The sequence below is a fragment of the Bacillus sp. BS98 genome (assembly GCF_008432245.1).
Taxonomy (GTDB): domain Bacteria; phylum Bacillota; class Bacilli; order Bacillales; family Bacillaceae_G; genus Bacillus_A; species Bacillus_A toyonensis.
Genome location: NZ_CP043832.1, coordinates 24,123 through 35,959 on the forward strand (window position 1 = coordinate 24,123; position 11,837 = coordinate 35,959).

General features: G+C 32.3%; 13 protein-coding genes. 11 read left to right on the top strand and 2 right to left on the bottom strand.

Features of this window, described 5'->3' with window-relative positions:
• The first annotated feature begins 708 nt into the window (after window positions 1–708).
• The 5 genes from F0362_RS28655 (at window position 709) to arsC (ending at window position 4,124) form a co-directional block, all read left to right on the top strand.
• The gene (locus tag F0362_RS28655; protein WP_000071780.1) at window positions 709–1,605 is read left to right on the top strand and encodes an Rpn family recombination-promoting nuclease/putative transposase; all 897 of its coding nucleotides are present in this window, start codon (window positions 709–711) and stop codon (window positions 1,603–1,605) included.
• 225 nt (window positions 1,606–1,830) lie between these two features.
• The gene (arsR, locus tag F0362_RS28660) at window positions 1,831–2,136 is read left to right on the top strand and encodes an arsenical resistance operon transcriptional regulator ArsR (RefSeq protein ID WP_033659113.1); all 306 of its coding nucleotides are present in this window, start codon (window positions 1,831–1,833) and stop codon (window positions 2,134–2,136) included.
• 60 nt (window positions 2,137–2,196) lie between these two features.
• On the top strand, window positions 2,197–2,634 hold the full coding sequence (locus F0362_RS28665; RefSeq protein WP_000878296.1) for an ArsI/CadI family heavy metal resistance metalloenzyme: 438 nt from the start codon (window positions 2,197–2,199) through the stop codon (window positions 2,632–2,634).
• An 18-nt stretch (window positions 2,635–2,652) separates the two neighbouring features.
• Entirely contained in the window at window positions 2,653–3,693 is a 1,041-nt protein-coding gene (gene arsB / locus F0362_RS28670; RefSeq protein ID WP_000826534.1) for an ACR3 family arsenite efflux transporter, read from the top strand.
• Between the two features lie 26 nt (window positions 3,694–3,719).
• Entirely contained in the window at window positions 3,720–4,124 is a 405-nt protein-coding gene (gene arsC, locus F0362_RS28675) for an arsenate reductase (thioredoxin) (protein ID WP_000428324.1), read from the top strand.
• Window positions 4,125–4,366: 242 nt separating this feature from the next.
• Here the strand turns inward: arsC and F0362_RS31125 are convergent, their stop codons facing one another.
• Window positions 4,367–4,606 (bottom strand): hypothetical protein, encoded by a 240-nt coding sequence (locus tag F0362_RS31125; protein ID WP_000002615.1) that lies wholly within the window; start codon window positions 4,604–4,606, stop codon window positions 4,367–4,369.
• Window positions 4,606–5,349, bottom strand: coding sequence for a site-specific integrase (locus F0362_RS28685; protein ID WP_002105787.1), 744 nt, complete (start codon window positions 5,347–5,349; stop codon window positions 4,606–4,608). Before F0362_RS28685 ends, F0362_RS31125 begins: the two co-directional genes overlap by 1 nt.
• A 639-nt stretch (window positions 5,350–5,988) precedes the next feature.
• Between F0362_RS28685 and F0362_RS28690 the strand changes: the two genes are divergently transcribed.
• The 6 genes from F0362_RS28690 (at window position 5,989) to F0362_RS28715 (ending at window position 11,822) form a co-directional block, all read left to right on the top strand.
• The gene (locus F0362_RS28690; RefSeq protein WP_097861339.1) at window positions 5,989–7,023 is read left to right on the top strand and encodes a bis-aminopropyl spermidine synthase family protein; all 1,035 of its coding nucleotides are present in this window, start codon (window positions 5,989–5,991) and stop codon (window positions 7,021–7,023) included.
• Between the two features lie 20 nt (window positions 7,024–7,043).
• Window positions 7,044–8,711 carry a carbamoyltransferase family protein gene (locus F0362_RS28695; protein ID WP_000289407.1) on the top strand — a complete coding sequence of 556 codons (1,668 nt, stop codon included), beginning with the start codon at window positions 7,044–7,046 and terminating at the stop codon, window positions 8,709–8,711.
• A 13-nt stretch (window positions 8,712–8,724) separates the two neighbouring features.
• On the top strand, window positions 8,725–9,483 hold the full coding sequence (locus tag F0362_RS28700; protein ID WP_149890179.1) for a DUF5591 domain-containing protein: 759 nt from the start codon (window positions 8,725–8,727) through the stop codon (window positions 9,481–9,483).
• Window positions 9,449–10,228 carry a glycosyltransferase family 2 protein gene (locus F0362_RS28705; RefSeq protein WP_000933535.1) on the top strand — a complete coding sequence of 260 codons (780 nt, stop codon included), beginning with the start codon at window positions 9,449–9,451 and terminating at the stop codon, window positions 10,226–10,228. The genes F0362_RS28700 and F0362_RS28705 overlap by 35 nt, the downstream gene beginning before the upstream one ends.
• Before the next feature lie 11 nt (window positions 10,229–10,239).
• On the top strand, window positions 10,240–11,040 hold the full coding sequence (locus tag F0362_RS28710) for a class I SAM-dependent methyltransferase (protein ID WP_001187390.1): 801 nt from the start codon (window positions 10,240–10,242) through the stop codon (window positions 11,038–11,040).
• Between the two features lie 125 nt (window positions 11,041–11,165).
• Complete coding sequence (locus F0362_RS28715) at window positions 11,166–11,822, top strand: PIG-L deacetylase family protein (protein WP_000652093.1); 657 nt, start codon at window positions 11,166–11,168, stop codon at window positions 11,820–11,822.
• Window positions 11,823–11,837: the final 15 nt, after the last annotated feature.

Here is an 11,837-nt window from a genome sequence, read left to right on the forward strand (position 1 = left end):
TACATAAGGGGAATTAGAAATATGGAAAGACCCGTTGTTATTGAGGAGTATACACCGGATTGGGCACTACAATTTAAAGAAGAACAAAAGTAGAAAACTGCATAATCCTTAAAAATACAACTTATCAAGGTTAGTTGCGGTTTTGAACTACTCACCACTTAACGTCCTTACGGACTGTTTGAAGTGGGAGATTCCTGCGAACACCGATGTATCCACCGGTTATCTTAGCAGGCTCTACCCGTAGTCCCTACGGTGGGAACATAAATATCTTGTACGTTGACTCACCACACTCCCTACTTTAGCTTGGTTTTCGCAACTTCGGCAAGCGTGGGGCGATAGAACGTTGAAGAATTTACGGTTGCAACGTTTTTCCGCGACCAACCTCATATCTTCAGTTTTCGAAGAGCAATCTGTACAAGTATATGGTAGCAAATATGTTGGCTTATGCCAACCGACATTCATCTCCCACCTAAAATTGGTGTTTCACACCTTCACATTTTTGAGGAAGGAGTTTTCTGTCGGAAAACGATAAATTCCTTAGCGTACCATTTTCTCAAAATGATATGGTGATCCCAAATCATCTTCGAGAATCTATCGTGTAGATCTGTATGCATCCTCTATATAAATCATAAGGATTGTTTGCATGTTGGCTTTAGTTTTATGTACAATAAAGGGAAAGATATAGTCTGAAACAGGAAGAGGAGAATCATGTCCAATTCATTAGTAAATTTACGTATCGATTTTGCATTTAAGCAGTTATTTGGCACAAATGGGAATGAAGATATTTTAGTTGCTTTTTTAAATGCCATATTAAAAGATTCTTTAGAATCACCTATTGTTTCCCTGCAATTAGAAGATCCACATTTGCATCGAGAATATGAAGAAGATAAATTATCCATTTTAGATATTTCGACTACATTAAATACAGGAACAAAGGTAAATGTAGAAATACAATTGAATAACAATCACGATATGATCAAACGAAGCTTGTATTATTGGGGAAGGCTATACACCTCTCAATTGCAAAAAGGAATGCCTTATAGCTCACTTCATAAAACGATTACCATTAACTTGTTAAACTTTGTGATGTTTCCAGAATATGAAGCATTTCATACAACAGGAATCCTTTGGAATCAGCAACAACAAAAGCTATTAAGTGACGATATAGAAGTTCATATTGTAGAGATTCCAAAGTTACTACAGCAATGGCGCGAAGAGAAAGTTAATCCGTGGGAAGATTCTTTTGTTCGTTGGTTATTATTATTACCAGCGAATGAAGATGAGTATCTCACACAAACATTGGAGGACATTGCCATGAACGAAGATCCGATTTTACAAAAAGCAATAAATAAGTGGGAACATATGAGTCAAGATTCTTCTTTCCGTCAAGCATATGAAGCAAGAGAAAAGGCCTTAATGGATGAGGCAGCAAAGTTTGCTCATGCTCGTAACGAGGGAAAAAAAGAAGGAATTCAAGAAGGGGTTCAGCAAGGAAAAATACAGATGATTAAAGGTATGCATGAGCTTGGTGTACCACTTGAAACGATTGCTAAAGCCAGTAAATTAGGCATAGATGAAATTGAACGTATTTTAGAACAAAAATAATCAGTAATAAAAAAAGAACCTATGAAATTTAAAGATATATAACTACAAGTAAGTATTATAATTAAAAGCCTATATCGAAAATTACTAAGTAACTTTCGATATAGGCTCCTTTTATTTAGATTGGTCTATATTAATCAAAAAAAATTGATTAATTAGTTGCATAATGAAATAAGAAAGGTATATACTTTATACATCGAAAAAAGTTGACGAAGGGAGTGAATAATGATGGTAAAAGATTTTCAGTTGTATGAGAAGAAGTTTAAAGCACTGGCTGATCAAAAGCGGTTAGAGATTATGTATGAACTTTGTCAACGAGGACAGACTTGTGTATGTGATCTAACAGAGGCTTTTGAAATGACTCAATCTAAGTTGTCTTATCATTTGAAAATCCTATTGGATGCGGGTTTAATTGTAAAAGAAACAAAAGGTACGTGGAGTTATTATGATTTAAATGATGCTGAAGTAAACAATTTATTATCAGAAGAACTATGCTGTATCTTTAGAAAAACAGGAAAAGGCAGCTGTTGTTAAATTTTTGTGCTATTAATCAAAAAAAATTGATTAATAGCATATAAAAAGGAGGAATTATCTATGAAATATGTTCATGTTGGTATCAATGTTACTAATTTAGAAAAGTCTATTGAGTTTTATGAAAAGGTATTTGGTGTATCGCCAGTTAAAACAAAAGTTGATTATGCAAAATTCTTATTAGATAATCCAGGTCTGAATTTCACACTTAATGTACGAGATGAGGTAAATGGGAATCAGGTGAATCACTTTGGCTTCCAAGTGGATACAGCCGAAGAAATTACATTTCATAAAGAAAGATTAGAAAAAGAAGGATTCTTTGCACGTGATGAGATGGATACTACTTGTTGCTATGCTGTGCAAGATAAGTTTTGGGTAACTGATCCGGATGGTAACGAGTGGGAGTTCTTTTATACAAAAGCAGATAGTGCTGTTCACAAAATAGAAGATCCATCTTGTTGTACCACTTCTAACGAAGTAGAAAAAAATTCTTGTTGTTAATAGGAGAAGGAGGATAAAATGAAACGTTTATCTTTTCTAGATCGATATTTAACACTGTGGATTTTTCTAGCGATGGCTGTTGGAATTGGTTTAGGATTTGTGTTTCCTAGTGTAGTAGATGGTCTGAATGAATTGCAAGTTGGAACAACTTCTGTACCACTTGCTGTTGGTTTAATTTTAATGATGTATCCGCCGTTGGCGAAGGTCCGCTATGAGGAAATGGGTCGTGTATTTAAAGATGTAAAAGTTCTGGTTCTATCTTTGGTTCAAAACTGGATTATTGGACCTGTACTTATGTTTGTTCTAGCAATTATTTTTCTCCCTGATAAACCAGAGTATATGGTAGGACTTATTATGATTGGTCTAGCACGTTGTATTGCGATGGTTATTGTTTGGAATGATCTTGCTGATGGTGATAAAGAATATGCAGCGGGTTTGGTGGCTTTTAACTCGGTCTTCCAAATGTTATTTTTCTCGGTTTATGCATATGTGTTTGTAACAGTAATCCCCGAATGGTTAGGAATTGAAGGGGCTATTGTTGATATTACAATGGCAGAAGTAGCTAAATCAGTATTTATCTATTTGGGTATTCCTTTCCTAGCGGGTATGTTGACACGCTTTGTATTAGTGAAGTTAAAGGGGAGAATGTGGTATGAAAAGGTGTTTATACCTAAGATTAGTCCCCTTACATTAATTGCATTGCTATTTACGATTATCATTATGTTCTCTTTAAAAGGAGAAATGATTATTAGCGTACCATTAGATGTAGTACGCATAGCGATTCCGTTATTGATTTATTTTATTGTGATGTTTTTTGTTTCTTTCTTTATGGGAAGAAAAATCGGTGCAAACTATCCTGTGACAACAACATTAGCATTTACAGCAGGTAGTAATAACTTTGAGTTAGCGATTGCTGTGGCTGTTGGGGTCTTTGGTATTCATTCAGGTGCAGCATTTGCAGCTGTCATTGGACCATTAGTCGAAGTACCTGTAATGATTGCACTTGTAAATGTTGCTTTTTGGTTTAAGCGTAAATACTTCAATGACCAACCAGTATAAATTGAAAAACAAAGGTGGAAAACAACATGGAAAACAAAAAGACGATCTACTTTTTATGCACGGGAAACTCATGCCGCAGCCAAATGGCAGAAGCTTTAGGGAAACAATACCTAGGTGATAAGTGGAATGTATATTCCGCAGGAATTGAAGCGCATGGCGTGAATCCAAATGCAATTAAAGCCATGAAAGAAGTGGATATCGATATAACAAATCAAACATCAGATATTATTGATACAAACATTTTAAATAGTGCGGATTTAGTGGTTACTCTTTGTAGTCATGCGGATTCAGTGTGTCCGTCTACACCTCCACATGTGAATCGTGTTCATTGGGGATTTGATGACCCAGCAGGAAAAGAGTGGTCTGAATTTCAACGTGTTCGCGATGAAATCGGTGCACGTATTAAACAATTTACTGAAACAGGTGAATAATCAAATACAAAAGACCTTTCAAAACATGAAAGGTCTTTTGCGTATCATACTCATGTTAAGTTAACAAGCATTTTGGTTTTACCATTCCTACAATTTTGACAATTTACCAAGTAAAATGGCATTGTCTTTTTTTAGTTTTTTGTTTTCTACATCCAACTCGGATATTCTTCTTTTTAGGGACTCAATCAACTTGTCTTTTGAGCTTTCGCTGAACATCTGTTTTTTTTGATAATCTTTATCTTCTAATTTTGTTTCTTTATTGCTTCATCGATTGGCTTTATAAGCTCTTCCCGATAAGAATATAAGAATGTTTTACTCACACCTGCCTTACGGCATATTTCAGCTTTTGAGATTGGATTATTTATAGGGTCATCAAGGAGCGTTACCTCCTTTAAAATACCTAAAACAGCCTGTTTCTTCAAGTCGCTTTCCATTTTCTTTGTTTCAACCATTTTTGAGGTATTCGGGTTCATATTAGCCATCAATGAACCCCTCCAGTGTAAAAGTGTTTCGCTGCGTCGAACGTTTCACCCTTTTTGATGACTTCCAATGCATTTTGGTAGAACTGCACAACTTTATCAAATTCCTCAATCTTTTCTTCAAGCCCAATCTGTTTAGCTTGGTTTAAATGGGTTGTGAACGCGTCTATGGTATCTACAACAGCGTTCTTATGTCTTGGGAGTATCTTTTTCTTGATACACGTTTTACAAGCAACTTGATGGGGACAGGAAGGCATTTTATATGGATGCTCACAACACCCATCACCTTGGTCGAAAATAGCGATAATCTTATTTTTGACCCACTTGTTATCGCCAAAGATTTCTTCTTGTCCAGGTAGATTCTCTTTAATTGCAGTGGCATCAGATTTAAGTAGTTTTTCTTTGAACTCTTTCTTTAATCGTTGTTGGTACACTTTAATATAATTCTCCGTCATCGTAACAGATGAATGTCCTAAGAAGTTTTTAACAGCGTAAATATCCACCCCAGCATCAATCATTTCGGTAGCCACCGTGTGCCTGAACTGGTGTGGTGAAATTTTATAAATATCACCAGACTCTGCGCCGATGTTAGATAATGGGGTTTTATTACAAACTTTATTCAGGATCCCTGTATTAACAACAGTATATTTAAACACTTCTGTTATAGGATTACCTTGTACATCATAAGTAATGATTTCTCTAAATAAATACTTTTTCTTATCTGAAGTAGGCGGTAAATCTTTCACCCGTTCCACAAACTCCATATTTACGTCAAATGCACATCCTTCATTATGTCTCTAAATAATATTTTTGCACCAGAACCCAAAAAGTTACCTAATGAAATAACCTGTCTAATTTATGCGGGCACTTCAAATTATCGTGCCCCCAAAAAATAGACATCCCCCCAATAGCCCTCGAAAATAAACATTTTTTGAAAAATTTATAAAAAAGAAAATCGACAAAAATCTCTAAGAAAAGGCTCTATACTAGGTTTTTAAAAAATCCTAATATAAAAACTAAAATAATATAAATACCCATAATTATTCCTATTATTGTTTTATCAGGAAAAATTATACTTAATTTTCTGAACATTTTTTATCTACAAATACAATTTATTTATTAATCAGAAAATTCTATTTTTATGCTAATATTGGTGGTGCAGATCTGTTGCAAATATTTGAACTACACAATTATCTTTAAAAGGGGGAATGTGAAATGGAAAAGGAATATATTCATGAAGAAATGCTAGAACTTGAAGATCTTGAATTAGATGAAGAGGATTTATTAATTCGTGCAGGCAAGACATTAGGTTAAGTTTTTAAAATAAGGAGGTTACATATGCAGTTTAACTGTATATGTAACTTTTTTAAGGTAGGGTATACAGTATGAAAGAAAATAAGATTATTTTATTATATGAAAGATTTATTGAATTAGACTATGAAGAAGAGTTAGATAAAGTACCAAAATTAAAAAACAGAGGGGTACTTTTGCATTTTTGGAAAAAATGGTATGAAATTAGTGAAAAACAATTCGAATTTATAATTTGGAAGTCCATTAATACTGTAGATACTTTAGATGATCTGGTCAAAATAACTGGGACTTTAAGTTTGGCTTTAAGATTATTAAAAGTATTAAAAGAAAGAAATTTAGTTGAAATTATAGAAAATAAAATAAGGTTTTCACAAGATTTAACAAGTAGTATTTTATATGAACCAGCCTCTCTTCCTAATACAGGATATGAGAATAAAATAAACAAAAAAAAATATGCTCAATTTAAAGCTACTTGGGATAGTTCGTTGAGAAGAGCTGAAATAATAAATCAAGAGTTATCATCTAATAAAAATATCTTTTTTTGCGGAGATGATGATTATACAAGCTTGGCCCTTAAACAATATAAAAACAGAGAAATAAGTGTAGGAGATATCGACGAAGAATTGATTGAATATTTTAAACGTACAGACAATGATATTAAGTTTTATAATTTTGATGTTAGAAATGAAGTTATAGAAGATTTAAGGAATAAGTATGATGCAATACATTGTGACCCTATAGATGATGGTAGAGGGTTAGATTTGTGGTTAAATAGAGCTAATGAATTATTAAAAGGTCAAAAGGGTGATTTAATTTTTTTAAATATAAGTGTTAAAAGATTAGGTAATAGGGCGGTTTATTTGCAGAATTTCTTGACATCTTTAGGCTTTTATTTAAAAGAAATTATTCACGATTTAAGTTCTTATAAAGTGGCTGAAGAGCCTTACATTGATGAAGAATTAATAAAAAAAGACTTAGATGGCATAGGCTTTTCTAAAGATACATTCCAAAATTTATATATTCAAACGGATATGTTAGTTTTTGTAAGATTAATAGATAAACCAACCCTTTTTCCGCAAGAATATTATGAGATTAGAAGAAAAATATAAAATAACTGCGAGGTAATATAATGTATGTTTTAGGAGTCAATGGGTGGGACTTTGATGTTCATGATGCAAGTGCGTGTTTATTTTATAATGGTAAATTAATAGCTGCAGCTGAAGAAGAAAGATTTATTCGTCAAAAAAAAGCATTAGATAAAATTCCATATAATTCAATAGCTTATTGCTTAAAGGAAGCTGAAATTACTCCAAATGAAGTAGATCATATTGTTATGGGCTGGGATGTAGAACAATTATATTTTGAGAAGTATTCAAAGAAGCTTAACAAAGATGAATGTCTTGAAAAGATTTTTCCGAAGAGAATTTTCAAGAGAGATAAAGATCCTCAAATCCATATGTGTTCTCATCATTTGGCACATGCTTCTGGTGCGTTCTTTAGTTCAGGATTCAATGAAGCTACCATAATAGTTATTGATGGAAGTGGAGAAGAAGAGTCAATAACTATAGCAAAAGGAAAAGGTAATATAATTGAAGTACTAGAAAAATACCCGTTAGAACATTCTTTAGGTATTTTTTATGAAGCATTAACTGTATTTTCAGGTTTAGGGAGGCATAATGAAGGGAAGTTAATGGGCCTATCTTCATATGGGGAAGAAATATTTGAATTTCCTGAAATACTGGAAAATCCTTTGAAACCAAATAGAAATACAGTTAGTATGAATGGTAAATATTTTTCGGTATTAAAAGATTGGATAAAAGTTATTAATAGTATAACAAAGATAGCTCCTAATTATATTAAATATGAATATAATCCAATAGATTCAATACTATTAATGAATTCATCAGTAATGGAATATAAAAATATTGCAGCCTCAGGTCAGGCAGCCTTGGAAAGGGCAATTGTTAAGCTTGTAAAAAAAGCTGTTAATCTAACTGGAATTAATAATTTGTGTCTTTCGGGAGGAGTAGCATTAAATTGTATAGCAAATAGAATTATAGCTGATTTACCAGAAGTGAATAGTCTGTACATTCAACCAGGTGCTTCAGATAGTGGGGTAAGTATTGGAGCAGCTACATGGTTTCTTGCAGAAAATGGTATAGCGCCTATATTCACTGTAGATCATGTATATTCTGGTCCGGAATTTACTGATTCTAGTATCTTAAATATATTAAAAAAATATAATTTGTCATATATAGAATTAGGTTCTAATAAATATGATAGATGCTCCGAGTTATTAATGCAAAATAAGATAATAGGAAGATTTTCTGGAAAGATGGAATTCGGTCCTAGAGCTCTAGGAAATAGAAGCATAATAGCTAACCCTCAGAATAAGGATATGTTAAATAAAGTAAATACCATTAAGAAAAGAGAGCAATGGAGACCATTGGCTCCTAGTATCATAGATGAAAACGCTTCTGTAGTATTAGAAGAAAGAATAAATAACCCTTATATGCTGTTAAATTCTACTGTTAAAAAAGAGGTACATCATTTAGTTCCAGCAATAGTTCATGTTGATGGATCAACAAGGGCCCAGGTAGTTACGAGGGATATGAATTCTGATTATTATGAAACAATCTATAACTTTTACCAGAAAACAGGAATTCCTGCAGTAATGAATACATCGTTTAATGTAGGAAAAGAACCAATTATATGTAACCCAAGTGATGCTATCAGGTCATTTTATGGATCAGAGATGGATGCCCTTTTATTAGGTTCATTTTTAATTCTTAAATAAAGGAGGAGAGATTTTGAGAAATAGAAATTATTCTAATCTACAGGATGAAAAGGTAAAGGATTTGGTACTTAATAAAAAAAGTTATCCTTACTACCCAGAATATATACTATTAGATTTAATAAAAGAGGAAACAGTTTTTAAACGAGGAGCTTGCTCAAAGTATATTCATCACGAAGAGTTTAATACATGGCAGGAATATTTTTGTGGGGATTATTACGAAAAGCCTCAAGGGAAAAGAATTGCTTTTTTACAAGTTTGTTCTTGGGCTAAACCATATGATTTTTCATATATTGGTAAAAAAATTAGAGAAGTTACAAATAAATACCCAATGGTTCATCCAATTATTCTATCAAATGCGGGAATTATACCATATGAATACCAAATGAATCCTACTTTTTGTGCGTACGATTGGATGGATGACATTGAGGATCCAGTAATTTATGAAGAATTAATGAAAGAATATAGGGATAAATTGATAGAAAGAATTAGGAGCTACCTAGAATCAAATTCATACGATGTAGTAGTACAATATGGTATACCGGTAAAAAAATATTCAATGGCTCCTGTAATTAAAGATATTTGTGAGGATCTGGGAATTACTTTTCTTTTAACCCCAGATATAGAAACATATAGAAATAATAAAGATAAATTAGTCGAGTTAAAGGATTCAGGAGAATTTTATTGTTTAGATGAAGTTTTGAGTAGTATGGATAATTGTTTAAATAAGGTGAGTAGATATGTTGAATCTATCAATTGTAATACCGGCTTATAATGATGTTAGATTGGAAAAGTGTTTAAAAAGTATTGATGAAAATGTAGAGGTTGTCGTTGTCTTAAATGGTGCAACAGAAGAAGTAAAAAAAATCGCTTATTCTAGCAATGCAGTAATTGGGGAATTACCTACACCTAATTTAGCAAAAGCTTATAATTATGGAATTGAAATTTCTAGTAAAGATAATGTGTTAATTATGGATTCAGATTGTGTTTTTATGCCAGGTACCATCAATAAGTTATTCAAATTATTAGATGCAGGACCTTTGGCTAAAGGAAGGGTGATGTTTTCCTTTAACAGTAAAATTGGAAAAATCATTGCACGCGCAAGACATATACATACTTGCAAAAAAAATGCATATTCACCTCCATTGGCATTTAATAAAGCAATCTTAGCGAAGGTAAATGGATATTATTTTGATGAGAATTTATCTTGGACAGAGGATTATGATTTTGATATTAGAGTTAAATCTGCAAATCTTAAGATTTTATATGATGATAAAGCAAGAATTATTCATCCAGAGTTAAGCATTAAGCAAGATTTGAAAAGTTCATTTAATTATGGTGTAGGTCATGCACGTGGGGTTTTACACAAAAAAGATGGTTATTATGAACCTAAAAATAAAACGAAGTCCATTATTAACTCATATAAGTATATTAAAAAAAAATACGGTTATTTAACTGCTTTCTATCTCATATTTTGGCAGCTTGCCTTTTATAGGGGATATAAAAAAGAAATGCATTAAGGAGGAAAACAATGCAGCAACAATACGATGAAATTTCTGAATTATACGACATTATTATCCCAGAACCTGATGGTATTTTTGATTTTTACAGTGGTTTGGTAAAAGCAAATGATGAAGTTTTAGATTTGGGGTGCGGTACTGGTAGATTATCTTTTATTCTTGCTGAAAAAGGCGCGAATGTAACTAGTGTTGATATATCAGCAGGAATGATTGAAAAAGCCAGTAAGAAGTTAGATGAGATGCCAAATATTAAGGATAAAATAGAATTTAAGGTTTCTTCTGCTACAGATTTTAAGTCTGAAAGAAAATTTGATTTTATATTTATGTCTGGTGGTGTATTTGAATATTTACTTACATCGTCACAACAAAAATTAGCTCTTAGGAACATTAAATTACTATTAAAAGAAGACGGGATTTTTGTTTTCGATATTATTACACCTCCAACTATTCTTCCTTATTCTAAGAGAGTGAGTGATGGAGGAAATAGTCCTATTAAAGGGGAGAATTTTAAAAAATATAAAATTAAATCATGGGATGTCGTAAAAGCAGATCATTATAAGCAAATAGTTGAAACCACTTGTTATTTTGAGGTTTATGACATAACAGATAATTTTTTAAGTGAAAAAAATTTTAGATTTCTTGCAAAATATACTTTACCATCCGAAATGCAGTATCTCTTAGAAATAGAAGGATTCAGTATAAAAAATTTTTATGGTGATTACAATAAAAATCCTTTTGGGAGGAATAGTGAATTTATGGTGTACGAATGTAGGAAGCAAGGGGGAAATTTTAATGATATACAGTGTGAATAGACGCTCTTAAAAAGTATATTTTTCTAGTGAAAATAAAATGTATCCAGTTAGTATACTCCAGAGTAAATAATTTTTAATTAAAATAATAGGTAAATGATTTACCTGTTCAATAAAGGTGATGCTGAATGAAGGATATTGTAAAAAAACATTTAGTTATAGCGCCACACCATGACGATGAAGTCATTGGCTGTGGTGGAACAATTGCTCAAGCTATTAGTAAGGGTGAACATATAAAAGTAATAATAATTACAAAAGGAGATTTATCTGGAGGAGTAGGAGATTTAAATGAAATTATTTCAAATAGAGAGAACGAGTGTATAAATGCTTGTAATACATTAGGGATAGAAAAAGGAGATATTAAATTTTTAAAGAAACCAGACAGATCACTTGTGTATTCTTTAGATTTTGTGGAAGAAATTATTCATGAAATCTCAAAATATAAGCCTAATTTTATTTATTTCCCCCATGATATGGAAAGTGATAGGGATCATCGAATAGTAAATGAAGTTGTATCAGAAGCAATATTCCTGTGTCAATCGGGGTTCTTAAAAGAGAATTTTGCTCCGATGTGTTTACAGTATGAAGTATGGACTCCCATGAAAAACTATCAGGTTGTAAAAGATATTACCAGGTTTATTGAACTGAAAAAAGCATCAATTAAAAAATATGAATCCCAACTTAAAACATTAAATTTGGTTGATGGAGTTTTGGGGCTGAATGCTTATAGGGGTATGCAGGCAGGAGTGCAATTTGCAGAAGTTTTTAGGGTGGTAAGTAAGTAGTAAAAAGGAGAGAGA

Excerpts from the sequence above, each read along its gene's own strand:
- arsB (WP_000826534.1), top strand. The coding sequence starts at position 2,653 with ATGAAACGTTTATCTTTTCTAGATCGATATTTAACACTGTGGATTTTT.
- F0362_RS28655 (WP_000071780.1), top strand. The coding sequence starts at position 709 with ATGTCCAATTCATTAGTAAATTTACGTATCGATTTTGCATTTAAGCAG.
- F0362_RS31125 (WP_000002615.1), bottom strand. The coding sequence starts at position 4,606 with ATGGCTAATATGAACCCGAATACCTCAAAAATGGTTGAAACAAAGAAA.
- F0362_RS28710 (WP_001187390.1), top strand. The coding sequence starts at position 10,240 with ATGCAGCAACAATACGATGAAATTTCTGAATTATACGACATTATTATC.
- F0362_RS28665 (WP_000878296.1), top strand. The coding sequence starts at position 2,197 with ATGAAATATGTTCATGTTGGTATCAATGTTACTAATTTAGAAAAGTCT.
- F0362_RS28690 (WP_097861339.1), top strand. The coding sequence starts at position 5,989 with ATGAAAGAAAATAAGATTATTTTATTATATGAAAGATTTATTGAATTA.
- F0362_RS28705 (WP_000933535.1), top strand. The coding sequence starts at position 9,449 with ATGTTGAATCTATCAATTGTAATACCGGCTTATAATGATGTTAGATTG.
- F0362_RS28695 (WP_000289407.1), top strand. The coding sequence starts at position 7,044 with ATGTATGTTTTAGGAGTCAATGGGTGGGACTTTGATGTTCATGATGCA.
- arsR (WP_033659113.1), top strand. The coding sequence starts at position 1,831 with ATGGTAAAAGATTTTCAGTTGTATGAGAAGAAGTTTAAAGCACTGGCT.
- F0362_RS28715 (WP_000652093.1), top strand. The coding sequence starts at position 11,166 with ATGAAGGATATTGTAAAAAAACATTTAGTTATAGCGCCACACCATGAC.
- arsC (WP_000428324.1), top strand. The coding sequence starts at position 3,720 with ATGGAAAACAAAAAGACGATCTACTTTTTATGCACGGGAAACTCATGC.